Annotated in this window: 24 protein-coding genes and 3 tRNA genes; 7 read left to right on the forward strand and 20 right to left on the reverse strand. The window is 66.3% G+C overall.

Translation table 11 applies throughout. The features are described from left to right. Positions 1–140: 140 nt before the first annotated feature. The 11 genes from HB681_RS27480 to trpE form a co-directional block, all read right to left on the reverse strand. A tRNA-Thr gene (locus HB681_RS27480) sits at positions 141–215 on the reverse strand. A 39-nt stretch (positions 216–254) separates the two neighbouring features. After that, positions 255–328 (reverse strand) — tRNA-Gly (locus tag HB681_RS27485). Between the two features lie 88 nt (positions 329–416). After that, positions 417–502 (reverse strand) — tRNA-Tyr (locus HB681_RS27490). 57 nt (positions 503–559) lie between these two features. After that, positions 560–1,276: a uracil-DNA glycosylase gene (locus tag HB681_RS27495; protein ID WP_213958057.1), complete on the reverse strand. Its 717-nt coding sequence runs from the start codon at positions 1,274–1,276 to the stop codon at positions 560–562. A 9-nt stretch (positions 1,277–1,285) separates the two neighbouring features. Next, positions 1,286–2,086 (reverse strand): indole-3-glycerol phosphate synthase TrpC, encoded by an 801-nt coding sequence (gene trpC, locus HB681_RS27500; protein ID WP_213958058.1) that lies wholly within the window; start codon positions 2,084–2,086, stop codon positions 1,286–1,288. A gap of 2 nt (positions 2,087–2,088) precedes the next feature. Beyond that, on the reverse strand, positions 2,089–3,123 hold the full coding sequence (trpD, locus tag HB681_RS27505; protein WP_213958059.1) for an anthranilate phosphoribosyltransferase: 1,035 nt from the start codon (positions 3,121–3,123) through the stop codon (positions 2,089–2,091). 23 nt (positions 3,124–3,146) lie between these two features. Continuing rightward, complete coding sequence (locus HB681_RS27510; RefSeq protein ID WP_213958060.1) at positions 3,147–3,797, reverse strand: LysE family translocator; 651 nt, start codon at positions 3,795–3,797, stop codon at positions 3,147–3,149. 10 nt (positions 3,798–3,807) lie between these two features. Next, positions 3,808–4,863, reverse strand: coding sequence for a low-specificity L-threonine aldolase (gene ltaE, locus HB681_RS27515; RefSeq protein WP_213958061.1), 1,056 nt, complete (start codon positions 4,861–4,863; stop codon positions 3,808–3,810). Positions 4,864–4,865: 2 nt separating this feature from the next. Beyond that, complete coding sequence (locus HB681_RS27520) at positions 4,866–5,450, reverse strand: aminodeoxychorismate/anthranilate synthase component II (RefSeq protein ID WP_213958062.1); 585 nt, start codon at positions 5,448–5,450, stop codon at positions 4,866–4,868. After that, a complete protein-coding gene (locus HB681_RS27525; RefSeq protein WP_213958063.1) occupies positions 5,447–5,836 on the reverse strand; it encodes a GxxExxY protein in 390 nt (129 codons plus the stop codon). Before HB681_RS27525 ends, HB681_RS27520 begins: the two co-directional genes overlap by 4 nt. Then, positions 5,833–7,335, reverse strand: a complete 1,503-nt coding sequence (gene trpE / locus HB681_RS27530) for an anthranilate synthase component I (RefSeq protein WP_213958064.1) — start codon at positions 7,333–7,335, stop codon at positions 5,833–5,835. Before trpE ends, HB681_RS27525 begins: the two co-directional genes overlap by 4 nt. Positions 7,336–7,619: 284 nt before the next feature. Here trpE and HB681_RS27535 point away from each other — a divergent pair, with 284 nt between their 5' ends. After that, positions 7,620–8,222: a chalcone isomerase family protein gene (locus tag HB681_RS27535; protein WP_213958065.1), complete on the forward strand. Its 603-nt coding sequence runs from the start codon at positions 7,620–7,622 to the stop codon at positions 8,220–8,222. Here HB681_RS27535 and HB681_RS27540 read toward each other — a convergent pair. Next, positions 8,191–8,889, reverse strand: a complete 699-nt coding sequence (locus HB681_RS27540) for a phosphoglycolate phosphatase (protein WP_218628322.1) — start codon at positions 8,887–8,889, stop codon at positions 8,191–8,193. The two genes, HB681_RS27535 and HB681_RS27540, sit on opposite strands and share 32 nt — an antisense overlap. Positions 8,890–8,966: 77 nt before the next feature. Next, positions 8,967–9,329: a response regulator gene (locus HB681_RS27545; protein WP_213958066.1), complete on the reverse strand. Its 363-nt coding sequence runs from the start codon at positions 9,327–9,329 to the stop codon at positions 8,967–8,969. A 179-nt stretch (positions 9,330–9,508) separates the two neighbouring features. Between HB681_RS27545 and HB681_RS27550 the strand changes: the two genes are divergently transcribed. Then, the gene (locus tag HB681_RS27550) at positions 9,509–9,793 is read left to right on the forward strand and encodes a hypothetical protein (RefSeq protein ID WP_213958067.1); all 285 of its coding nucleotides are present in this window, start codon (positions 9,509–9,511) and stop codon (positions 9,791–9,793) included. 26 nt (positions 9,794–9,819) lie between these two features. Here the strand turns inward: HB681_RS27550 and HB681_RS27555 are convergent, their stop codons facing one another. Further along, positions 9,820–10,938, reverse strand: coding sequence for a beta-ketoacyl-ACP synthase III (locus HB681_RS27555; RefSeq protein WP_213958068.1), 1,119 nt, complete (start codon positions 10,936–10,938; stop codon positions 9,820–9,822). A gap of 341 nt (positions 10,939–11,279) precedes the next feature. Here HB681_RS27555 and HB681_RS27560 point away from each other — a divergent pair, with 341 nt between their 5' ends. Then, positions 11,280–12,092: a transglutaminase family protein gene (locus HB681_RS27560; protein WP_213958069.1), complete on the forward strand. Its 813-nt coding sequence runs from the start codon at positions 11,280–11,282 to the stop codon at positions 12,090–12,092. A 21-nt stretch (positions 12,093–12,113) separates the two neighbouring features. On the opposite strand, the gene uraH is transcribed toward HB681_RS27560, so the two are convergent. The 4 genes from uraH to HB681_RS27580 are packed head-to-tail and all read right to left on the reverse strand — an operon-like array spanning position 12,114 to position 14,919. Continuing rightward, positions 12,114–12,467, reverse strand: a complete 354-nt coding sequence (gene uraH / locus HB681_RS27565; RefSeq protein WP_213958070.1) for a hydroxyisourate hydrolase — start codon at positions 12,465–12,467, stop codon at positions 12,114–12,116. A gap of 42 nt (positions 12,468–12,509) precedes the next feature. Continuing rightward, entirely contained in the window at positions 12,510–13,025 is a 516-nt protein-coding gene (locus tag HB681_RS27570) for a hydroxyisourate hydrolase (RefSeq protein ID WP_213958071.1), read from the reverse strand. Further along, positions 13,022–13,573 carry a 2-oxo-4-hydroxy-4-carboxy-5-ureidoimidazoline decarboxylase gene (uraD, locus tag HB681_RS27575; protein WP_256735126.1) on the reverse strand — a complete coding sequence of 184 codons (552 nt, stop codon included), beginning with the start codon at positions 13,571–13,573 and terminating at the stop codon, positions 13,022–13,024. Before uraD ends, HB681_RS27570 begins: the two co-directional genes overlap by 4 nt. Before the next feature lie 8 nt (positions 13,574–13,581). Then, entirely contained in the window at positions 13,582–14,919 is a 1,338-nt protein-coding gene (locus HB681_RS27580) for an MFS transporter (protein WP_213958073.1), read from the reverse strand. 181 nt (positions 14,920–15,100) lie between these two features. Between HB681_RS27580 and HB681_RS27585 the strand changes: the two genes are divergently transcribed. Beyond that, positions 15,101–16,042, forward strand: a complete 942-nt coding sequence (locus HB681_RS27585; protein ID WP_213958074.1) for a LysR family transcriptional regulator — start codon at positions 15,101–15,103, stop codon at positions 16,040–16,042. Positions 16,043–16,051: 9 nt separating this feature from the next. Here the strand turns inward: HB681_RS27585 and HB681_RS27590 are convergent, their stop codons facing one another. Continuing rightward, a complete protein-coding gene (locus tag HB681_RS27590) occupies positions 16,052–17,047 on the reverse strand; it encodes a 2-hydroxyacid dehydrogenase (RefSeq protein WP_213958075.1) in 996 nt (331 codons plus the stop codon). Between the two features lie 213 nt (positions 17,048–17,260). Here HB681_RS27590 and HB681_RS27595 point away from each other — a divergent pair, with 213 nt between their 5' ends. The 3 genes from HB681_RS27595 (at position 17,261) to HB681_RS27605 (ending at position 20,934) form a co-directional block, all read left to right on the forward strand. Then, the gene (locus tag HB681_RS27595; RefSeq protein WP_213958076.1) at positions 17,261–18,079 is read left to right on the forward strand and encodes an IclR family transcriptional regulator; all 819 of its coding nucleotides are present in this window, start codon (positions 17,261–17,263) and stop codon (positions 18,077–18,079) included. Positions 18,080–18,168: 89 nt separating this feature from the next. After that, positions 18,169–19,335, forward strand: coding sequence for an acyl-CoA dehydrogenase family protein (locus tag HB681_RS27600; protein WP_213958077.1), 1,167 nt, complete (start codon positions 18,169–18,171; stop codon positions 19,333–19,335). Positions 19,336–19,356: 21 nt separating this feature from the next. Further along, positions 19,357–20,934: an AMP-binding protein gene (locus tag HB681_RS27605; protein ID WP_345944763.1), complete on the forward strand. Its 1,578-nt coding sequence runs from the start codon at positions 19,357–19,359 to the stop codon at positions 20,932–20,934. Here HB681_RS27605 and HB681_RS27610 read toward each other — a convergent pair. Further along, a complete protein-coding gene (locus HB681_RS27610; RefSeq protein WP_213958078.1) occupies positions 20,892–21,815 on the reverse strand; it encodes a LysR substrate-binding domain-containing protein in 924 nt (307 codons plus the stop codon). The genes HB681_RS27605 and HB681_RS27610 overlap by 43 nt on opposite strands. Between the last annotated feature and the right edge of the window lie 54 nt (positions 21,816–21,869).

The following is a 21,869-nucleotide window of genomic DNA, read 5'->3' on the forward strand; positions in this document are numbered from 1 at the left end:
GCCTTTTGCCATTATTTCGCTCCGAAGAAATTACTGAATCAGCACACTGACATGGGGCCGCGATGTCATGACGGCAAGTGGCCGGCCATCGACATCCTCAACACAACCCGGGGGCGGATGCTGCGCCACCCCTTGAAACCTGGTGCCCTTTGCGGGAATCGGACCCGCGACCTCTCCCTTACCAAGGGAGTGCTCTACCACTGAGCCAAAAGGGCAAACTAACGAACGCTTTCCAACAATCAAAACAGACCGACTGGAGCGGGAGACGGGAATCGAACCCGCGTCATCAGCTTGGAAGGCTGGGGTTCTACCATTGAACTACTCCCGCATCAGGGGGCACTTCAGCAAGCACCCCGAAACCTGCACCCCGCCCGATTCAGGCGGTATCCAAACGCTCTTTCTGTCCGTTTCATCGCTGGTGGAGAGGGCTGGATTCGAACCAGCGTACTCGTAAGAGGGCAGATTTACAGTCTGCTGCCATTAACCACTCGGCCACCTCTCCAGCGAGCCTCGGAATATAGCACGAATAGAAGAGGCCGTCGATCCGCTACCCGGAATTTCACACCGAAGCCGTGCCTTGCGCGTCCCGCCAGGCCCTCGCCTGCCCGAAATGACCGCATCCGATGAAAGGCAGCGGCGGCCGCAGGGCCGACAGGGGCGAAGGGTGGTTGGCCACCAGCACCTTGTGGCGTTTCATGTCGATCAGGGCCCGTTTGCCCTGGGCGTGGGCGCCCCAGAGCATGAAGACGACCGGCCGCTCGCCCTGCGCCACATGGCGGATGACGGCATCGGTCAGCACTTCCCAGCCTCGGCCCGCATGGCTGGCCGGCTGGGCCTCCTCGACCGTCAGGCAGGTGTTGAGCAGCAGCACGCCCTTTTTGGCCCAGTTCACCAGACTGCCGCCCGGATTCGGGAACGGCGGCGTCGGCGTGCCGAGGTCGCGCTGCAACTCCTTGAAGATGTTGCGCAAGGACGGCGGAATGGGCACGCCCGGCGCGACGGAGAACGCAAGTCCCTCCGCCTGCCCGCGGCCGTGGTACGGGTCCTGGCCGAGGATCACGACGCGTACCTGCTCCGGCGGCGTCAGTTCGAGGGCGCGCAGCGGATGCGGCGGGAAAATGACGGCGCCCGCCGCCAGGCGCTCGCCGAGGAAGCCCAGCAGCTTCTGCCCGACTGCGCCGCCCAGGAATTCGTCGACGAGCGGCTGCCAGCCGGGCGCGACCGGCCAATCGGCCGGGTCGTTGCTCGACAGTTGATCCGTGCGCGGGTCTGCCATGCCGACGCCTCAGCGGAACAGTTCGGCGAGCGCGTCGCCCGGTTCGTCGGCGCGCATGAAGGTCTCGCCGACCAGGAAGGCGTGGATGCCGGCGGCGCGCAGCCTGGCAACGTCGTCACGGGTGGCGATGCCCGACTCGGTGACCATCAAGCGATCCGAAGGTAGCTTGGGCAGCAGGTCGATCGTGGTCTGGATCGACACCTCGAAGTTGCGCAGGTTGCGGTTGTTGACCCCCACCAGCGGCGTCTTGAGCTTCAGCGCGCGCCCCAGTTCCTCTGCGTCATGCACCTCGACCAGCACCGCCATGCCCAGACCCAGCGCGATGGCTTCGAAGTCCCTCATCTGTGCGTCATCCAGCACGGCCGCGATCAGCAGGATCGCATCGGCGCCGATCGCACGCGATTCGTAGATCTGCCATGCGTCGACCATGAAATCCTTGCGCAGCACCGGCAACTCGCAGGAAGCGCGCGCCTGCTTGAGGTAGTCGATGCCGCCCTGGAAGAACTGCTTGTCGGTCAGCACCGAGAGGCAGGCTGCGCTGACGGTGCCGTCGCCTTCCGCATAGCTCTGCGCGATGTCGGCCGGGATGAAGTCGGCGCGGATCACGCCCTTGCTGGGGCTCGCCTTCTTGACCTCCGCGATCACCGCCGCCTGCCCTGCCGCGATCTTCGCCCGCATGGCGCCCACGAAGTCGCGCGTGAGCACGCGGCTTTCCGCATCGAAGCGGATGGCGTCGAGCGGCGTGCGCTGCTTCAGCGCCGCCACTTCCTGGTGCTTGACCGCAACGATCTTGTCGAGGATGTCGGACATGCTCAGTTCGCCCCCGCAGCCGTCGTCGCCTTGACCAGTTCAGCGAGCTTGGCCTTTGCCGCGCCGGACTCGATGGCCGTGCGCGCCTTGGCGACGCCCGCCGCCACGGAGTCGACCACGTTCGCCGCATAGAGCGCCGCGCCCGCGTTGAGCACGACGATGTCGCGTGCCGGCCCGGGCTGGTTGTCGAGCACGCTCATGAGCATGGCCTTCGACTGGTCAGGCGTTTCCACACGCAGGGCGCGGTTGCTCGACATCGAAAAGCCGAAGTCCTCGGGATGCAGCTCGTATTCGCGGATCTCGCCGTGCTTGAGTTCGCCGACCAGGGTCGCCGCGCCGAGCGAGATCTCATCCATGCCATCGCGGCCGTAGACGACCATCGCATGCTCGGTGCCGAGGCGTTGCAGCGCGCGAACCTGGATGCCGACCAGGTCGGCATGGAACACGCCCATGAGGATGTTCGGCGCGCCGGCCGGGTTGGTCAGCGGGCCGAGGATGTTGAAGATCGTCTTGATGCCGAGTTCCTTGCGCACCGGGGCGACGTTCTTCATCGCCGGATGGTGGTTGGGCGCGAACATGAATCCGATGCCGACGTCGGCAATGCACTTCGCGATCTGCTCGGGCTTGAGGTTGATGTTGACGCCCAGCGACTCCAGCACGTCGGCGCTGCCCGACTTGCTCGACACGCTGCGCCCGCCATGCTTGCTGACCTTGGCCCCCGCTGCCGCCGCGACGAACATCGAACAGGTGGAAATGTTGAAGGTGTGCGAACCGTCACCGCCGGTGCCGACGATGTCGACCAGGTTCCGGGTGTCCGCCACCGGCACCTTGGTCGATACCTCGCGCATGACCTGCGCGGCGGCGGTGATCTCGCCGATGGTTTCCTTCTTGACGCGCAGGCCGGTGATGAGCGCGGCCATCATCACGGGCGAGCATTCGCCGCTCATGATCAGCCGCACGATGTGCAGCATCTCGTCGTGGAAGACTTCGCGGTGCTCGATGGTGCGCTGCAGCGCTTCCTGGGGGGTGATGGGCATGGTGTCTCCTTGATTTGAATGCGTCAGTGCGCGGCGGGTGCGTCCGACAGTGCGAGCTTGATGCCGAAGCCGATGAACATGGCGCCGGCGATGCGGTCGAGCCAATGCATGCCCTTCTGCACCGCATCGCGGCGGGCCATCCAGGCACCGGCCAGCGCCCAGCCCGAATTCACCGGGATCGCGTTGACGTTGAAGAGCACGCCGAGCAGCACGAAGGCCAGCGCCTTGTTGTCCACGTCGGGCGCGATGAATTGCGGCACGAAGGCCAGGAAGAACAGCGCGACCTTCGGGTTCAGCACATTGGTCCAGAAGCCGCCCATGAAGACGGCCCGCAGGCTGCGCGGCGCCGTGGCCGACGCCATCGCAACCAGGTCGGTGGCCGGCGACGCCTTGGCAAAGATCATGCGCATGCCCATGTACAGCAGGTACGCGGCGCCAATGAACTTGAGCACGGTGAACGCATGCGCCGACGTGGCCAGCAAGGTGCTCACGCCCAATGCGGCAGCGCCGATGTGCACGAAGCAGCCCGCGGTGATGCCGAGGCCCGCCACGATCCCGGCGCGCGTACCCGAGCGCAGCGCGTGGCTGACGATGTAGAACACGTCCGGGCCGGGCGTGAGGTTGAGCAGCCAGCCGGCCGCGATGAAGACCAGCAGATGCGAAAGATCCGGCATCCCAGCGCCTTCAGTTCCTGAAATACGCGCGGACCGTTTCGATCGCGCGGTCGACACCTGCCGCATCGACGTCCAGGTGCGTGACGAAGCGCAGCTTGTAGAGGCCCGTCGCCAGGACGCCCTGCTCGCCGAGGTACGCCATCAGCCCGGCCGAGCGGGCCTTGGCCGGGCCTTCGAGGTCCACGAACACGATGTTGGTCTGGGGCGGCTCGACGATGAAGCCGTCGATGCCCGACAGGCCCTGCGCCAGCCGTTGCGCCAGCGCGTGGTCGTCGGCCAGTCGATCGACGTGGTGGTCGAGCGCGTGCGACGCCGCGGCCGCCAGCAGGCCCGACTGGCGCATGCCGCCGCCGGCCATCTTGCGGATGCGGTGCGCGCGCGCGATGAACTCGCGCGAGCCGCACAGCGCGGAGCCGATCGGCGCGCCGAGGCCCTTGCTGAAGCAGACCGAGACGCTGTCGAAGCACTGGGCGATGCGGCGGGCTTCGGCGCGCGCGTGTCCGCCGGTGGTTGCGGCCTGGGCCACGGCGGCATTGAAAAGGCGCGCGCCGTCGAGGTGGCGCTGCAAGCCCTTCGATTTCGCGAGGTCGGTGGCGGCTTGCACGTAGTCGAAGGGCAGCAGCTTGCCGCCAAGGGTGTTCTCCAACGCGAGCATCTTCGTCCGCGCGAAGTGCGCGTCATCGGGCTTGATCGCCGCCTCGATCTGCGCGAGCGGGATCGAGCCATCGGCCGCGTGGTCCAGCGGCTGCGGCTGCACGCTGCCGAACACCGCTGCGCCGCCGCCTTCCCAGCGATAGCAATGGGCCATCTGGCCGACGATGTATTCGTCGCCACGGCCGCAGTGCGAGAGGATGGCGCAGAGGTTGCTCTGCGTGCCGGTCGGGACGAACAGCGCGGCTTCGAAGCCGAGCATCGATGCGATCTTTTCCTGCAGCGCGTTGACGCTCGGATCGCTTGCGAACACGTCGTCGCCGAGCGGCGCGGCATCCATGGCCGCGCGCATCGCGGGCGTGGGCTGCGTGACGGTGTCACTGCGCAGGTCGACGGTATTTGAAGCGGTTGCCATGCTCAGTCCAGGAAGTTCTTGAGCATGGCGTGGCCATGCTCGGTGAGGATCGATTCGGGGTGGAACTGCACGCCCTCGATGCGCACGTCGTGTGCGTAGCCGGTGTGGCGCACGCCCATGATTTCGCCATCGTCCGTCCAGGCGGTGATGGCCAGCGCCGGCGGGCAGCTGGCACGCTCGATGGACAGCGAGTGATAGCGGTTGACGACGAATTTCTCAGGCAAGCCGGCGAAGACGCCCTCCTGCGTGGTCGTGATCTCGCTGGTCTTGCCGTGCATGAGCTGTTGCGCGCGGATGATCTTGCCGCCGAAGGCTGCGCCGATGGCCTGGTGGCCGAGGCACACGCCGAGGATGGGCAGCTTGCCGGCGAAGGCCTGGATGGCCGGGACCGACACGCCGGCCTCCGCGGGCGAGCACGGACCGGGCGAGATGACGAGACGCGTAACGCCCGCGCCGATGCGCTCGCCGATCTGCTCGACGCTGATCTCGTCGTTGCGCTGCACCTCGACCTCAGCCCCCAGCTCGCCCAGGTACTGGACGATGTTGTAGGTGAACGAGTCGTAGTTGTCGATCATCAAGACTTTCATGGCTTGCTCACGATCCTGTGGATGCCTTTGACGACGGGGAACACATTGAAGTTGATCAGCAGGCCCAGCTTGAGGCCGGACAGACGCAGCGCGGCCTGTACTTGCGCCCGGTGCAGGTCGCTCAGCACCTCCACGGCCCGCAGTTCGACGACGACCGATTGCTCGACGACAAAACCGGCACGGCACACTTCGCCGAGCGGCCGGCCCTTGTAGCTGGCCGACAGGGGCACGTCGCGCTGGAAGCCGATCTCGCGCTCGGCGAGTTCGACTTCGAGTGCCGTGGCGTACGCGGCTTCGCTCAAGCCCGTGCCCAGCATGCGCTGGACCTCGACCGCGGCGCCGATGATCTCGTGCGAGAAGTCGGTCTGGGGGACGGATGCGGTCATTCCAGGCCCTCCTCGACCAGTTCGGCCGCACGCAGGAGTGCCCGCGCCTTGGCTTCGGTTTCGCGCCATTCGAGCTCGGGCACCGAATCGGCCACGACGCCCGCCGCTGCCTGCACGTGCAGTACCTGGTCCTTGATGATGCCGGTGCGGATGGTGATGGCCACGTCCATGTCGCCGGCGTAGCTGATGTAGCCGCAGGCGCCGCCGTACAGGCCGCGCTTGGTGGGTTCCAGCTCGTCGATGAGTTCCATCGCGTGGACCTTCGGCGCGCCGGTCAGGGTGCCTGCCGGGAAGGTCGCCTTGAGCACGTCGATGGCCCTCATGCCGTCCTTCAGGATGCCCTCGACGTTGCTCACGATGTGCATCACGTGGCTGTAGCGCTCGACCGCGAAAGCCTCGGTCACCTTCACGGTGCCGATCTTCGCGATGCGGCCGATGTCGTTGCGCGCCAGGTCGATCAGCATGACGTGCTCGGCGCGTTCCTTCGGGTCGTTGATGAGCTCGACCTCGGCAGCCTTGTCGAGCTCGATCGATGCGCCGCGCGGGCGGGTGCCGGCGAGCGGACGGATGGTCACCTTCTGCTCGCCGTCGGGCATGTTCTCCTGGCGCACCAGGATCTCGGGCGAGGCGGCGACCACGTGGAAGTCGCCCATGTTGTAGAAGAACATGTAGGGCGAGGGGTTCATCGAGCGCAGCGCGCGGTACAGCGACAGCGGCGACTCGGTGTAGCGCTTGCTGATGCGCTGGCCGACCTGCACCTGCATGAAGTCGCCGCCGGCGATGAGTTCCTTGGCACGCTCCACCGCGGCCAGGTAGTCGGCCTTGGCGAAGGAACGCTCTGGCGGGTGCGGCTGGCTCGGCTTGACGTGCGGCGCGGCCACCGAGTACTTGAGCTGGTCGCGCAGCTCGCGCAGGCGGCGCTTGGCATTGGGATAGGCCTCGGGGCGCGTCGGGTCGGCGTAGACGATCAGGTAGAGCTTGCCGGAGAGGTTGTCGATGACCGCCAGTTCCTCGCACTGCAGCAACATGATGTCGGGGCAGCCGAGCGTGTCGGGCGGGCATGTCTTCTCGAGCTTCTTCTCGATGTAGCGCACGGCGTCGTAGCCGAAGTAGCCGGCCAGGCCGCCGCAGAAGCGCGGCAAACCGGGGCGCAGCGCGACCTTGAAGCGGCGCTGGTAGGCATCGATGAAGTCGAGCGGATTGCCGGTGGCCGTCTCGACCACGACGCCATCCGTCACGACCTCGGTGCGGGCCTCGTCAGCGAAGCCGCTGGCACGCAGCAGCGTCCGGGCCGGCAGGCCGATGAAGCTATAGCGCCCGAAGCGCTCGCCGCCAACGACGGATTCGAGCAGGAAGCTGAACTTGCCGCCGTCCTTGCTGTTCGCCAGCTTGAGGTAGAGCGAGAGCGGGGTCTCGAGGTCGGCAAAGGCCTCGATCATCAGCGGGATGCGGTTGTAGCCCTGGGCGCTGAGGCTCTTGAATTCGAGTTCGGTGATCACGGGATGTCCTCCGTCTGCCGGCCGGCGCTGCGTTGGCCGGTGGCGTTGTCATTCATGGTTGGCCCTGAGTCGAGAAGTGATCAGGCGCCGCGGGCGCACGGCGTGCGCCGTGCAATCAACGAGACAGCGACGACGGGCGACGCCAGGGCCAGGCTCCCCGGCTGCCTTGACCTGTCTGGATGACGTGATGAATGAACATGGAACGGCGGAGTTTAGCTGAGCGAGAATGCTCGTACAAAAAGATACATCTCGGGGAGAAGTTGAGACAGGACACGGAGATACACATGTTCCAGTTCGCCATCCGGCGTGCGCTTCCCTCGGTTCTTCTGGCGTTGGCCTCCTTGGTCGGGACCGCCGCTTCTGGCGCGACCATCGACGTCGCGGGCGTCAAGCTCGAAGAAGGCATCGAACTGCGCGGCAGCAAGCTGCAGCTCAACGGCGCCGGCATTCGCTACAAGGCGGTGTTCAAGGTCTACACGGCCGGCCTGTACCTGGGCAAGAAGGTCGGCACGCCCGAAGAAGTGCTGGCGGCCACCGGGCCCAAGCGCGTCACCGTGACGATGCTGCGCGACATCGATGCCAACGAACTGGGCAAGCTGTTCACGCGTGGCGTGGAGGACAACTCGGCGCGCAACGAATTCAGCAGCCTGGTGCCGGGCCTGCTCCGGATGAGCCAGGTCTTCTCGGAGCAGAAGCAGTTGAAGGCGGGCGACAACTTCCTGATCGACTGGGTGCCGGACGTGGGCACGGTGATCACCGTCAAGGGCGTGGTGCAGGGCGAGCCGATCAAGGAGCACGCCTTCTTCAACGCGCTGGTGCGGATCTGGCTCGGCCCGAACCCGGCCGACTGGAAGCTCAAGGACGCGCTGCTGGGCAAGGCGGGCTGATTTCGGCCAGGCTGTCGACGAAGGCGTCGGCGTCGACGCCCCGGATCGGCTCGCCGTGGTTGTACCCGTAGGTGACGAGCACGACGGGGCATCCTGCGGCCCGGGCGGCCTGCGCGTCGTTGCTGGAATCGCCGATCATGAGCGTGCGCGCGGGCGGGGTGCCGAGCGCCGCGCAGGTCTTCTGCAGGGGCAGCGGATCGGGCTTCTTGCGCTCGAAGGCGTCTCCGCCGAAGACGAATTCGAAGTAGCCGTCGAGCCCCTTGGCCGCGAGCAGGGGCCTGGCGAAATCATTCGGCTTGTTGGTCAGGCAGGCCAGCCGCAGGCCTTGGGCGCGCAGCGCCTCGAGGCCTTCCAGCACGCCCGGGTAGACCGCCGAATGCCGGCCGTTGATGACGAGGTAATGGTGGGTGTAGCGCTGCCAGGCCGCATCGCAGAGCGCCTCGTCGGCTTCGTTTCCACGCACGTGGCGCAAGGTCGAGCGGATCAGGTGCTCGGAGCCCTTGCCGACCATGGCCTCGACGTCGCGCGCAGTGACGTACCCCAGCGAGAAGTCGTCGAGCATGAGGTTCAGCGCCACGACGAAATCGCCGATCGTATCGACCATGGTGCCGTCGAGGTCGATGATGGCTGCGTCGAAGCTGGAGAGGTCGAGGGGAAGGATGTTCAAGGCGGGTGCAATGGCGTTCGAAAGGTGGCGAGCATAGCCGCGCGATGGCCGGGAGTCGGCTGCGCGCGCAAGGTGGGTCAGCGCCTGCACCACTCGAAGAACAGGTCGAGTTCCTTCGATTTGTCGAAGATCGCATCGGCGCCCAGCGCGAGGCTCCGGCGCCGCATCTCCTCGGTGGGGTAATTCGTGAACACCACCAGGCGCTGGTGCGGCAAGCGGTCCCGGCAGGCGCGCAAGACGGTCAGCCCGGTCCCTTCCCGCAGGAACAGATCCACCACCGCCAGTTGCCACCGGTCGTGGAGGTCCTCGAGGATGGCCACGGCCTCGCTCGCGGTTTCGGCGATCGCGAACACATCCACATCGGCGAGCTCCGCCAGCGCCGGGATCAGGTTGTCCCGAATGGTCTTGCTGTCTTCGACGAGGACGGTGGCGACGGGCATGGCTTTTGGCAGTTGCGCCCCTGCCGGATTTGTTGCGTCAAGTTGCAGAGCAACACGGTCTCCGGTTATACGGGCAGGGCGCGCGATGCGTGTAGGCCGACAGCCTGACCTGTTCCTTCCGGCAGCGAGCTTGCACAATTTTCAATAGCATCGGGCCGTTGCTCGAAACGAGGATCCCCATGTCCAAGCAGTCGTCATACACCGGCCCGGCCAATCCGGCCGTCCTGGCCGAGTCCCTGAAGGAAAACAAGGAGGCGGCGCAGGTGGTGCAGAAGGCTTCGGATGACCTCGCGGTCGTCCATGCAGTGCTGGACCACGGGGTGCCCAAGGATTCACTGCCGCCGGACGTGGACCGGGCCGTCGCGCAGACCGAACGCATCGAGAAACAACTCAGTGCGTCGGTCGAGAAGCTCAAGAAGGTGAACGCGGCATTGGCCCGCGCGTTGCCGGACCCCAAGGCTTGACCTCGAGGCCGGCGCCGGAGGCAAGGTCAAAGCTTCCTGACGATCGCGCTGCCGATCGAATAGCCCGCGCCGAACGAGCAGATCACGCCGAGATCACCGGCCTTGAAGTCGGCCTGGTGGCGGTGGAAGGCGATGATGGAACCGGCGGAGGCGGTATTGGCGAATTCGTCCAGGATCACGGGCGCCTCGTCCGCCGTGGCGTCGCGGCCAAGCAAGCGGCGCGCGATGAACTGGTTCATCGACAGGTTGGCCTGGTGCAGCCAGAAGCGGCGCATGTCGGCGGGGGCGTAGCTGAACGCGGCCAGGTGCTGCTCGATGTGGTCGGCGGCCATGGGACAGACTTCCTTGAAGACCTTGCGGCCTTCCTGGCGGAAGAGCTGGTCGCGGTCGTCCGGGTCGCGGTCTTCGGCGCGCGACATGAACCCGAAGTTGTTGCGGATGTTGTTGGAAAAAGTGGTCAAGGCCCGAGTGCCCAGCACCTCGAAGGCGCCCGGCGGCGCCAGTTCCAGGCGCTCCACCAGCACGGCGGTACAGACATCGCCGAAGATGAAATGGCAGTCGCGGTCTTTCCAGGCCAGATGGGCCGAGGTGATTTCCGGGTTGACCATCAGCACCGCGCGCGCGCCGCCGCTGCGCACCGCGTTGTAGGCCATCTCCAGCCCGAAGGTGGCCGACGAACAGGCCACGTTCATGTCGAAGCCGAAGCCCTGGACGCCGAGCGCGGTCTGGATCTCCACGCCCATCGCCGGGTAGGCGCGCTGCATGTTGGCCGAGGCGCAGATCACCATGTCGACATCGGCGGCCGTCTTGCCAGCAGCCTGGAGTGCGTCCTGCGCGGCCTTGACGGCAATCTCGGCCATCAGCGAAAGCTCGTTGTCGGGCCGGGGCGTGAAGACCGGGCGCATGCGCGTGGGGTCCAGCACGCCGGACTTTTCCATGACGTAGCGGCGCTTGATGCCGGACGCCTTTTCGATGAACTCGACGCTGGAGCTGGTCAGCGCGGCGTGGGTGCCGGCGGCGATTTCCCCGGCATGTTTCGCGTTTTCCAGCGCGGCGTATTGATTGAAGGCCTCGACCAATTCCTCATTGGTGATCACCTCCGGTGGAATGAACAGGCCGGTGCTGCTGATGGCGACACGATGCATGACGGTCTCTCTGATCTATGTTGTGGATGGGGCAGGCGAACTGCCCGGGGGCGGGCCAGATTGTCCGCTACCGCTCGCCCCTGCGCGGATACGGATTTGTGCCTAGCGGCGACCGGGACGAGCACCAAAGCAGTACCGTCCGCATCTGCTGGTACTGGCAAGGATGCGGGTACGGGTACGGGTGCCGAACGCAGAAGGAATTCAAAGAAAATATTTGGTTTTCCTTTTGCGACTTCTGCGGAGTCTTCGCGACTTCTGCGTTCGGTTCCCGATCCCGGTTCGCCCACGCGGTGGCGCGTCCATTGCATGTCCGCCTTCCTCCCCCACACCCCGTCACCACCATGAAGCTGCACGCCACCTGCAAGATGACCGTCACCGCCAGCAGCGACTGCCCCGTCGTCGCGATGCTGCGGCCGCGCAGCGGCGAGGCGCAATGGATGGTGCAGGAGCGCTACGAACTCGACCCGTGGGTGCCGACCACGGAATACGTCGACGACTTCGGCAACCTGTGCCAGCGCTTGAAGATCCCGCAGGGCCAGATGCGCATCGAAGTCGACATGCTCATGGTGACGGACGAGCTCATCGCCGTGGATTTCAACGCTGTGGCGACGCCTGTCGAGCAATTGCCTTTCGATGCGTTGAAGTACCTGCTGCAAAGCCGCTACTGCCCGTCGGACAAGATGGGCGACAGGGCGCAGGAGATCGTCGGCAACGCCGCTGCGGGCTATGCACAGGTCGAGGCGATCCGCGGCTGGATCCATGCCAACCTGCAATACAAGTACGGCGTCAGCACCGGCAGCACCGACGCCCTCGACACGTTGAACGACGGCGCCGGCGTGTGCCGGGATTTCTCGCACGTGGGCATCGCCCTGTGCCGCGCGCTGCGGATCCCGGCCCGGTTCGTGGTGGGCTACCTCCATCGGCTGGACCCGATGGACATGCACGCATGGTTCGAAGCCTTCGTCGGCGGCCGCTGGTACACCTTCGACGGCACGCAGGATCAACCGCGCGGCGGGCGCATCGTCGTGGCCTACGGGCGCGACGCGGCCGACGTGGCCTTTCTTTCGAACTACGGGCCGCTGGAGATGGGGGAGATGGAGGTCACGGTGCGGGAGGTGTTGCCGGGCGATGCGGCTCAACGCTCCTCCATGTGACCGCCGCCCCGCGTCGGGCGCTCAGGAGCCCCGGTAGGTCGAGCAGCTCCAGCCCGAGCACAGCATCGGCACGTGGTAGTGCTGCTTCGCATCGAAGATCGAGAAGCGCACCGGCACGGTGTCGAGGAAGGGCAACTCCGTGGCGTTGGCGCCGGGCCGCTGGAAGTAGTCGCCAATGTAGAACAGCAGCTCGTACTGCCCGACCTTGGCGTCCGCGGGTGCCAGCACGGGCGCGTCGGTTCGACCGTCCTTGTTGGTCGCGAGGGTCTTGACGAGTTTCCAGCTGGTTCCGTCGAAGACCGAGAAGTCGATGCGTACGCCCGCTGCGGGGCGACCGGTGCCGCTGTCGAGCACGTGGGTGGAAATGCCTGCCATGGTGGTTGTTCCTGGTGCGTTGAGGAGGTGCTCAGAGTCGCCTTAGCTGCCCCGGTAGTACGAGTAGCTCCACGGCGTGAAAAGGATCGCGAGGTGGATCCGTTCCTGCGGATTGCGCACGACGAAACGCAGCGGCACGGTCGACAGGAAGGTCGGCTTGGGCAGCGGCGTGTCGAAGCGTGCGAAGTACTCGTCGATGTGCAGCAGCACTTCGTAGCGGCCGGCCCTGTAGGTGCCCTCCAGCAGCAGCGGCTCGGCGGAGCGGCCGTTGGCTGCGGTCTCTATCGACTTGACTGGTTTGTAGCTTCCGTTGTCGAACATCGACAGGTCCGCCTTCATCCCCGCACCCGGCGTGCCGTGGAAGATGTCGATGGCGTGCATCGTGAGGCGGGGGCTCAGCTCCGATTGCGAGACCGGGGCGGTGGTGAGACCCGCCGGCATCACCGGGGTTGCGGGTGCATCGGCGGCGCGAGCGTTGCCGGCCAGTTGCAGGCCAAGGCCGCCGAGCGCCAGGCTGGCGGGGAGGAATGAGCGACGGCTCAGGGGTTTGTCGATCATGTCGTGGCTCCCAGCGGTGAACGATCGGATTCGGGGGCGCGGAACAGCGCGGCGAGGCGGCGGCGCGTGATCAGGCCGATCTGGCGCAGCGCCTCTTCGCGCTCGGTGTCGGTGTCGCGGTGGATGCGCATGCGCAGCGCGTCGAAGATGCCGGCCCGCGTGTGGCCCAGCACGGCAATGATGAACGGGAAGCCGTGGCGCTGCGCATAGGCCGCATTGAGTTCGCGCAACTCGACGACCTGCGCATGGCTCAGACTGTCCAGCCCGCGCTGCTCGAAGGTCGAATGCCCGGTCATCGTGCCGGCCTGTGCTTCCTTGCCGGCCAGTTCGGGATGGCCGCGCAGGAAGGCGATCTGCCTGGGCAGCGGCGCGGCGCGCACCGCCTCCATCATGGCGCGATGCAGGGCGTCTTCTGTGGCGAAGGGGCGCACGGCCCATGCCGCTTCGGCCACCCAGGGCGCGTGTTCGAACAGGTCGCCGAGTGTGTCGATGAAGGTGCCGTGGTCCATCTCCGCGATGGCAAAGATCGTGAGGGTTGAAGTGGTCATCGTCCGCATCACTTTCCGTTGGCCTTGGCGACGAAGCGCGGGACGAACAACAGGATCAGGATCGCAGCGCACACCTCGACGGCGGCGACGATCAGCAGGCCCGGAGCAAGTCCGCCGGTCTGCGTCTTGATGAAGCCCAGCATGGCCGGTGCACCGAAGCCCGCAAGGTTGGCAATCGAGTTGATCAGCGCCACGCCACCGGCCGCTGCGGCGCCCGCGAGGAAGCGGCCCGGCAACTGCCAGAACACCGGGATGGCGCTCATGGTGCCGATGATGGCGACCGTCTGCGCGACCAGCGCCAGCACTGGGCTCACCTGGATGAACAGCGAGGTGCACAGCAGGCCGACCGCGCCGAGCGCCGCGGCAAATGCGCAGTGCAGCCGCGCTTCCTTGCTGTAGTCGGAATGCAGGCCGTTCACCACCATGCCGATGGCGCCGAACAGGTACGACAGCGCCATGATCCAGCCGATCGTCGCCGGGTCGGTGAAACCGACTTCCTTCACGACCGACGGGCCGAAGAAGGTCAGCGACGAGTTGGCCGCGATCACGCAGAAGAACACCAGGATCAGCAGCCAGAGGCGGCCGTCCTTCAGCGATGCGAGCAGGCTCTCCTCGCGATGGCCGAGCGAGGCCCTGTCGCGTGCGAGGTCGTCCTCGATGAGTTGGCGCTGCGCCGGCGAGAGCCACTTGGCCTGCTGCGGGCGGTCGGTCAGGTAGAACCAGGTGACGAAGGCCGCGATGATCGACGGCACGCCCTCGACCAGGAACACCCACTGCCAGCCGGCCCAGCCGTTGACGCCGTTCAGGCTGTTCATCACGGTGCCCGCGAGCGGCCCGCCGATCACGCCCGCCACGCCGGACGCCGACATGAACATGCCGAAGGCCTTGGCCCGGCGCTCGCTCGGATACCAGTAGGTGAGGTACAGGATGATGCCGGGGTAGAAGCCCGCTTCGAACACGCCCATCAGGAAGCGCAGGAAGTAGAACATCGCGGGCGTCTTGACGAACATCATCAGCACGCAGACGACGCCCCAGCCCATGGTGATGCGGGTGATGGTCTTGCGGGCGCCGATGCGTTGCAGCAGCAGGTTGGACGGCACCTCGAAGAAGAAGTAGCCGAGGAAGAAGATGCCGGCGCCGAGGCCGTAGATGGAGTCGCTCCACTTCAGGTCGTCGAGCATCGTGAGCTTCACGAAGCCGATGTTGACCCGGTCGATCCAGGCCAGCACCCAGAGGATGAAGAGGAAGGGAATGAGACGCCAGGTGATCTTGCGATAGGTGGCGTCGAGGTCGTCGGTCGGGCCCGTTCCCGCGACTGCGGGGGAGGGCAAGGGAATGGTGGTCATGCGCGGCTCCGGGATGATTCGGTGGGGTCGGATCGGGGGTTGGATCGGGGGGTGGATCGAGAGGGCGAAGATTGCGCTTTTTCGAGCGAAAACGGGAGGCCTCGGCGGCAGCGGTTTCGATATAGAGTCGATCAGCAAAGACCATGTGGCACGGCTCGGGCTCCACCCCGACCGCAATGCAATGACCTCACGCAGCAACGTCGACCAACTCGATGGCTACCTGATCCGCGCGCTCTGCGCGCTGGTGGAGGAGCGCAGCGTCTCACGCGCGGCGCGGCGCATGGGCCAGACCCAGCCGGCCGTCAGCGCAGCGCTCAAGCGCCTGCGGCTGATCCTTTCGGATCCGCTTCTGGTGCGCAACAAGCTCGACATGATCCCGACCGAGCGCGGGCTGCAACTGGCGGCGCAGGCGCGGGTGGCACTGGACGCGATGTCGGTGCTGGTGGCCTCGCGCGAGGACTTCGATGCGCAGCGGGCTTCGCTGACCTTCCGCGTGGCCTCGCCCGACTACCTGGCGCCTTCGGTGCTGGCAGAGGTGGCGCGGCGCATCCGGGAAGAGGCGCCGCTGTGCCGGCTGGAGGTGCATCCGATGGGCCCCGATTTCGACAGCGAACGCGCGCTGGCCGACGACCTCCTGGACGTGATCATCGGCAACTGGCCCAACCCGCCCGAGCTGCTGCACACCTTGCTGTTGCTGGAGGACGAGCTGGTTTGCATGGTGCGGCCGGGCCATCCGCTGGCAGATGCCGAAGCGTTGACCGAAGCGCAGTACCTGTCGGCATCGCACGTCGCGCCGATGCGCTATTCAGGCTTGCATCGCGGAGTGGTCGAGACGCACCTGGCGCGGCAGCATGTGGCCCGCGACGCGCGCGTGTCGGTGCCCTACTTCGGCCTTGCGCCGCATGTGGTCGCGCGCACCGACCTGGTGTTCACCACGGCCCGGCATTTCGCCGAGCACTTCGCGCAATCGCTGGGTCTGGTGATCCTGAAGGCGCCATCGGGCTTTCCGACGATGCGCTTCTATCAGCTCTGGCACGAGCGCGCGCACCTGGCGCCGGCGCACCGGTGGCTGCGTGCAGTGATCGCGGAGGTGGGCCGGGCCCACGCGCCCAAGCCGGCGTGACGGCAGGCTTCAGGACAACTTGATCTCGTTCGACAGCGGCGCACCCGTCTCGAATTCGCTGACGCTGCGCACGGTGGTCTCGCAGATCGTGGTGATCGCCTCGCGCGTGAAGAAGGCCTGGTGGCCGGTGACGATCACGTTCGGAAAGGCGATCAGGCGCTGCAGCACGTCGTCGGTGACGATGGTGCTGGACAGGTCGCGAAAGAACAGTTCCGCTTCCTGCTCGTAGACGTCCAGGGCCAGCCCGCCGAGTTGCCCGGTCTTGAGCGCCTCGATCGCTGCTTCCGCGTCCACCAGGCCGCCCCGGCTGGTGTTGACCAGCAAGGCGCCGCGCTTCATGCGAGACAGCGATTCGGCGTTGACGATGTGGTAGGTCTCGGGGGTCAGCGGGCAATGCAGCGAGACGATGTCGGCGCTCGCGCCGATCTCGCCGGGCTCCGCGTATCGCGCACCGAGCGCCTCGAATTCGGGGGAAGGAAACTTGTCGTAGCCGATGACCTCGCATCCGAAGCCCAGCATGATGCGTGCGAACACGCGCCCGATCTTGCCGGTGCCGACCACGGCGGCGGTCTTTCCGTGCAGGTCGAATCCCATCAGCCCGTCGAGGGAGAAATTGGAATCGCGCGTCCGGTTGTAGGCGCGGTGAATGCTCCGGTTGATGGCCAGCAGCAGCGCCACGGCATGCTCCGCCACCGAGAACGGCGAGTAGTCGACCACGCGCACCACCTTGATGCCCAGGCGCGCCGCGGCCGCGAGATCGACGTTGTTGAAGCCGGTGCAGCGCAGGCAGACGAGCTTCGTGCCGCCGCGCTGCAGCACTTCGAGCATGGCGGCGTCGACGGTGTCGTTGACGAAGATGCAGACCGCCTCATGGCCGGCGGCAAGCGCCGCCGATTCGGGCGCCAGCGACGCCTCGAAATACTGCAACTGGTGCTGCTGGCCCGCATTGGCCAGGTCGAGGAATTCGCGGTCGTAGCGCTTGGCGCTGAACACGGCAATTTTCATGGGCACCCCAAGGTTCTGGCGTGTGTACCTCATTCGCCCCGGGCCGTGTTGCGCGTTACAGCGGGTAGCAATGCCGCGGCCACGGCCAGCACGCCCCCGTGTGTGGAATACCATCGCCAGAATCAACTTCGATCCAACAAATCGAACTCAATGTCTCAAAATTCGTTGATTTGAGCGACCCAACGCTACACAATGCATCCCAAGGATTGAGAAATGGATCAAGAGTCTCGTTTCCAGGAAACACCAGGCGATGCCGACAAGCCGGGCGGCAGTGCGCTCGCCCGGGGCGTCCATATCCTCCAGGCCTTCAGCGTCGATGCACCGGCGCTCACGGCGCGCGACCTCATGACCGCGACGGGCCTGCCCAAACCCACGCTTTTCCGGCTGGTAACCACTCTGACCGAACTCGGGCTGCTGCGCTACGAGGAAGCCGACGGCCGCTTCATGCCCGCGCCGGGCCTGTCACGACTGGCCGCGCCGCTGCTCGCCCGCACGCCCATCCGGCAACTCGCCTTCAGCCCCATGCAGGCGCTGGCCGACCGGGTCTGCGCGCAGGTCTCGCTGGGCCTCGGGCTGGGCCTCGACCTGGTGTTCATCGAACTGGCGCAGTCGAAGGATTGCGTGACGGTGCGCCCCGCCATGGGCAGCCACATCTCGCTGTCGCGCACCGCCTCGGGCCGTGCCTACCTGGCCGCCCTGCCAACGGAGCAGGCGCAGCGCTACATCGACAGCGTTCGCGAGGCGGACGCCGCGCAAGGCGCCTGGCTGGCCGAGCGCATGCAGGAAACCCGCGCCGACCTGGCCGAGCGCGGCTTCTGCGTGAGCCACGGCGACCTGCAGCGCCAACTGGAAGCCGTGGCCGTGCCCCTGCGCGGCGCCGGCAGCGCGGACGAGATCTATGTGTTCGCCTGCACCGTGCCCAGCTTCGAGTTGAAGCCGGGTCAACTGCTGGAGGAGGTCGGCCCCCGGCTGGCCACGCTCGCACGCAGCATCGAGGCTGCACTCGGCGCGCCGCCAACGCTCGGGGCTTGAACATGAGCGTTCTTCGGCGCGCGCTACGGAATCCTTCTCAACCTGATAGCCATCCGGCTTTCCTGACCTGACTGCTCCACTCGCCGCGCATGAATTTCGACCTCTCCGAAGACCAGCAATCCGTGTGCGACGCCGTCGGCCGCATCTGCAGCCAGTTCGACGACGACTACTGGCTCGGCAAGGACAAGGACGGCGGCTTTCCGTTCGAGTTGCATCGGGCGCTGGCCGAGGCCGGTTGGCTCGGCATCTGCATTCCGGAGGCGTACGGCGGCTCCGGCCTCGGCATCACCGAGGCCGCGCTGATGATGCAGACCATCAGCGCATCCGGCGCCGGGATGACGGGCGCATCGGCCGTGCACATGAACATCTTCGGCCTCTCGCCGGTGGTGATCTTCGGGACCGACGCGCAGAAGCAGCGCATGCTGCCGCCACTGGTCAAGGGCACCGAGAAAGCCTGCTTCGCGGTCACCGAGCCGAACACCGGCCTGAACACCACGCGCCTGAAGCTGCGTGCGGAACGCGACGGTGACCACTACGTGCTGAACGGCCAGAAGGTCTGGATCTCGACCGCGCAGGTGGCCGAGAAGATGCTGATCCTGGCGCGCACCACGCCCATCGAGGACGTGAAGAACCACACCGATGGCCTGAGCCTGTTCTACACCGACCTGGACCGCCGCTTCGTGGAAGTGCGCGAGATCGACAAGATGGGCCGCAAGGCGGTGGACTCCAACCAGGTGTTCATCGACGGCCTGCGCGTGCCGGTGGAAGATCGCATCGGCGAGGAAGGCAAGGGCTTCCACTACATCCTGCACGGCATGAACCCCGAGCGCATCCTGATTGCGTCGGAGGCCATTGGCCTGGGCAAGGTCGCGCTGCGCCGCGCCACGCAATATGCCAACGAGCGCGAGGTGTTCGACCGGCCCATCGGCAAGAACCAGAGCATCCAGCACCCGCTCGCCGAATGCTGGATGAACCTCGAGGCGGCCAACCTGATGATGCTGAAGGCTGCCGACCGCTTCGACCGCGGGATGCCTTGCGGCGCCGAAGCCAACGCCGCCAAGTTCCTCGGCGCAGAAGCCGGCTACCAGGCCTGCCTGCAAGCGGTGATGACGCATGGCGGCTTCGGCTACGCGAAGGAATACCACGTCGAGCGCTACCTGCGCGAGAGCCTCATCCCGCGCATCGCGCCGATCAGCCCGCAGCTCGTGCTGTGCTTCATCGCGGAAAAGGTGCTGGGGCTGCCCAAGTCGTACTGAACAAGAACAATCGGAGACAACGTGCTGGATAACCTGGAGCGCTGGTCCTTGGAGAACCCGGCCAAACCCGCCGTCTGGGAGGAAGACGCCTCGACGCCCGTCACATATGCCGACCTGCACCGCCGCTCGGCCCAGGTCGCGCAATGGCTGGTGTCGCTTGGCCTGCCCGCGGGCGGCAGCATCGCGATGCTGATGGAGAACCGGGCGGAGTTCTACGCGCTGTGCTGGGGCGCGCGCCGCGCCGGCCTTTACTACACGACGATCAGCACGCAACTCAAGCCGGCCGAGATCGCCTACGTGATGACCGACTGCGGCGCGACCCTGCTCGTCACCACGCCGAAACTGGCAGCACTGGCACGCGAGGTGGTGGCCGGCAGCGGCTGGGCGGGGCGTGTGTTCATGCTGGATGACGAAGGACCGGCCGAGACCTCGGTTTCGGCGCAACTGGCGCGCTTCGATCCTGCAACGCCGCTGGCGCAGCGACCGGTCGGCCGCGAGTTCCTGTACTCGTCCGGCACCAGCGGCAAGCCCAAGGGCATCCGCCGGCCGATGATCGCCTTCGAGGACCGCTTCAAGGAAGCGTACGACTTCGCCGCCTGGCGCGACACCTACCGCGTGACGCGCGACAGCATCTACCTCTCGCCCGCGCCGCTGTACCACGCTGCGCCGAAGCGCTTCACCAACCGCATGATCGAGATCGGCGGCACGGTGGTGGTGATGAAGCGCTTCGATCCGGAGAAGGCGCTCGCGCTGGTCGAGCGCCACAAGGCCACGCACAGCCAGTGGGTGCCGACGATGATGATCCGCATGCTGGCGCTGCCCGAGGCGGTGCGCTGCCGCTACGACCTGTCGAGCATGCGCATGTTCATCCATGCCGCTGCGCCCTGCCCGCCCGATGTGAAGCGGCGCTGCATCGAATGGTGGGGGCCGGTGGTCACCGAGTACTACGGCGGCTCGGAAAGCATCGGCCTGACCGCGCTCTACAGCGATGAGGCGCTGCAGCGCCCGGGATCGGTGGGTCGGCCGGTGCTGGGCACGGTGCACATCGTCGGCGCTGGCGGGGAGGCGTTGCCGGCGGGGCAGCAAGGCGCGATCTACTTCTCTGGCACGCCCCGCTTCGAATACCACAACGATCCGGTGAAGACGGCCGCGGCCTACGATGCGCAAGGCCACGCCACGTATGGCGACATCGGGCACGTGGATGCGGACGGGTATCTCTACATCTCGGGACGGCGCACCGACCTGATCCTTTCAGGCGGGGTGAACATCTATCCGCAGGAGATCGAGAACCTGCTCGCCGGACATGCCGACGTGCGCGATGTGGCGGTGATCGGCGTGCCGCATGCGGAGTTCGGCGAGGAGGTCAAGGCGGTGATCGAGCTCAATGATCCGCAAGCCGCAAGTGATGAGTTGGCGCAGGCGTTGATGGCGTTCTGCCGCGAACACATCGCGCACCTGAAGTGCCCGCGCAGCGTGGACTTCGTGGCGCAGTTTCCCCGGCAGGAGAACGGCAAGCTGTACAAGCGGGTGTTGATGGAGCGCTATGCGCAAGGCATTCAGGCGCCGGCCTCCTGCGCCTTGAATGCCAGCGCCACGTAGTCGACGAAGGCGCGCACCCGGGCGGCAAGCTGATGCCGCTGCGGATACACCGCATGAATGTCCGCATCCGGCGTGTCGTACTGCGGCAGGACGCGCACGAGCCTGCCGTCGCGCAGGTAGCGCTCGATGTCCCACTCGGCCCGCATCAGGATGCCGTGGCCGTCGAGCGCCCATTTCACGGCGATCTCGCCATCGTTCGTGGCCAGGTTGCCGCGCGTCTTGACGGCTTCGGTGCTGGCGCTGCGTCCCTTGCCGCCTGACAGGCGCCAGACGCCGTAAGCCTCTTCGCCCTGGCGGATGCCAATGCAGTTGTGCCTGGCGAGGTCGTTGGGCACCTTGGGAATGCCGTGCTTCGCGAGGTATTCCGGAGCGGCGCACAACAGTCTTCGATTGGCCGCGATGCGCCGCGAGATCACGCGCGAATCCGGCGGCGCGCCAAAGCGGATGCAGACGTCGAACGCGTCCTCCGTCAGCGGCGGCGGGTTCACCGACAACTGCAATTGCACCTCGACCTGCGGGTACTCGCGGACGAACTTCGAGATCAGTGGCGCCACGTGGCTGCGGCCGAAGCCGAGCGTGGCGTTGACGCGCAGCAGGCCCTTGGGCGTGGCCTTGGACACGCCCAGCAACTCGCCCATGCTGTCGATGTCGCCGAGGATGCGGCGGGCATGCGCCAGGTACAGCTCGCCCTCGGGCGTAAGGCTCATGCGTCGCGTCGTGCGGATGACCAGCGACACGCCGAGGCGCGACTCCATCAAGGCCAGGTGCTTGCTCACCGCCGGCGTGGTGATGCCCATCTCGCGCGCCGCCGCGCTGAGGCTGCCGGCACTCGCCAGCGTCGAGAAGAAGCCGAGATCGGCCGGCAGCACTTCACTGGACATGGCTGCTCCATTGTTGAGTTCAGGTTAACGATGGATTCACTTTAGGCCCGGCTG

Source organism: Variovorax sp. dw_954, from assembly GCF_018449755.1.
Taxonomy (GTDB): domain Bacteria; phylum Pseudomonadota; class Gammaproteobacteria; order Burkholderiales; family Burkholderiaceae_C; genus Variovorax.

What these genes read in the sequence shown, in the direction of transcription:
- HB681_RS27495 (WP_213958057.1), bottom strand. Translation starts at nt 1,276, where the DNA reads ATGGCAGACCCGCGCACGGATCAACTGTCGAGCAACGACCCGGCCGAT.
- trpC (WP_213958058.1), bottom strand. Translation starts at nt 2,086, where the DNA reads ATGTCCGACATCCTCGACAAGATCGTTGCGGTCAAGCACCAGGAAGTG.
- HB681_RS27535 (WP_213958065.1), top strand. Translation starts at nt 7,620, where the DNA reads ATGTTCCAGTTCGCCATCCGGCGTGCGCTTCCCTCGGTTCTTCTGGCG.
- HB681_RS27585 (WP_213958074.1), top strand. Translation starts at nt 15,101, where the DNA reads ATGACCTCACGCAGCAACGTCGACCAACTCGATGGCTACCTGATCCGC.
- HB681_RS27555 (WP_213958068.1), bottom strand. Translation starts at nt 10,938, where the DNA reads ATGCATCGTGTCGCCATCAGCAGCACCGGCCTGTTCATTCCACCGGAG.
- ltaE (WP_213958061.1), bottom strand. Translation starts at nt 4,863, where the DNA reads ATGGCAACCGCTTCAAATACCGTCGACCTGCGCAGTGACACCGTCACG.
- HB681_RS27550 (WP_213958067.1), top strand. Translation starts at nt 9,509, where the DNA reads ATGTCCAAGCAGTCGTCATACACCGGCCCGGCCAATCCGGCCGTCCTG.
- HB681_RS27510 (WP_213958060.1), bottom strand. Translation starts at nt 3,797, where the DNA reads ATGCCGGATCTTTCGCATCTGCTGGTCTTCATCGCGGCCGGCTGGCTG.
- HB681_RS27525 (WP_213958063.1), bottom strand. Translation starts at nt 5,836, where the DNA reads ATGACCGCATCCGTCCCCCAGACCGACTTCTCGCACGAGATCATCGGC.
- HB681_RS27520 (WP_213958062.1), bottom strand. Translation starts at nt 5,450, where the DNA reads ATGAAAGTCTTGATGATCGACAACTACGACTCGTTCACCTACAACATC.
- HB681_RS27570 (WP_213958071.1), bottom strand. Translation starts at nt 13,025, where the DNA reads ATGATCGACAAACCCCTGAGCCGTCGCTCATTCCTCCCCGCCAGCCTG.
- HB681_RS27610 (WP_213958078.1), bottom strand. Translation starts at nt 21,815, where the DNA reads ATGTCCAGTGAAGTGCTGCCGGCCGATCTCGGCTTCTTCTCGACGCTG.
- HB681_RS27580 (WP_213958073.1), bottom strand. Translation starts at nt 14,919, where the DNA reads ATGACCACCATTCCCTTGCCCTCCCCCGCAGTCGCGGGAACGGGCCCG.
- HB681_RS27590 (WP_213958075.1), bottom strand. Translation starts at nt 17,047, where the DNA reads ATGAAAATTGCCGTGTTCAGCGCCAAGCGCTACGACCGCGAATTCCTC.
- HB681_RS27545 (WP_213958066.1), bottom strand. Translation starts at nt 9,329, where the DNA reads ATGCCCGTCGCCACCGTCCTCGTCGAAGACAGCAAGACCATTCGGGAC.
- uraH (WP_213958070.1), bottom strand. Translation starts at nt 12,467, where the DNA reads ATGGCAGGCATTTCCACCCACGTGCTCGACAGCGGCACCGGTCGCCCC.
- HB681_RS27600 (WP_213958077.1), top strand. Translation starts at nt 18,169, where the DNA reads ATGAATTTCGACCTCTCCGAAGACCAGCAATCCGTGTGCGACGCCGTC.
- HB681_RS27560 (WP_213958069.1), top strand. Translation starts at nt 11,280, where the DNA reads ATGAAGCTGCACGCCACCTGCAAGATGACCGTCACCGCCAGCAGCGAC.
- trpD (WP_213958059.1), bottom strand. Translation starts at nt 3,123, where the DNA reads ATGCCCATCACCCCCCAGGAAGCGCTGCAGCGCACCATCGAGCACCGC.
- HB681_RS27595 (WP_213958076.1), top strand. Translation starts at nt 17,261, where the DNA reads ATGGATCAAGAGTCTCGTTTCCAGGAAACACCAGGCGATGCCGACAAG.
- uraD (WP_256735126.1), bottom strand. Translation starts at nt 13,573, where the DNA reads ATGACCACTTCAACCCTCACGATCTTTGCCATCGCGGAGATGGACCAC.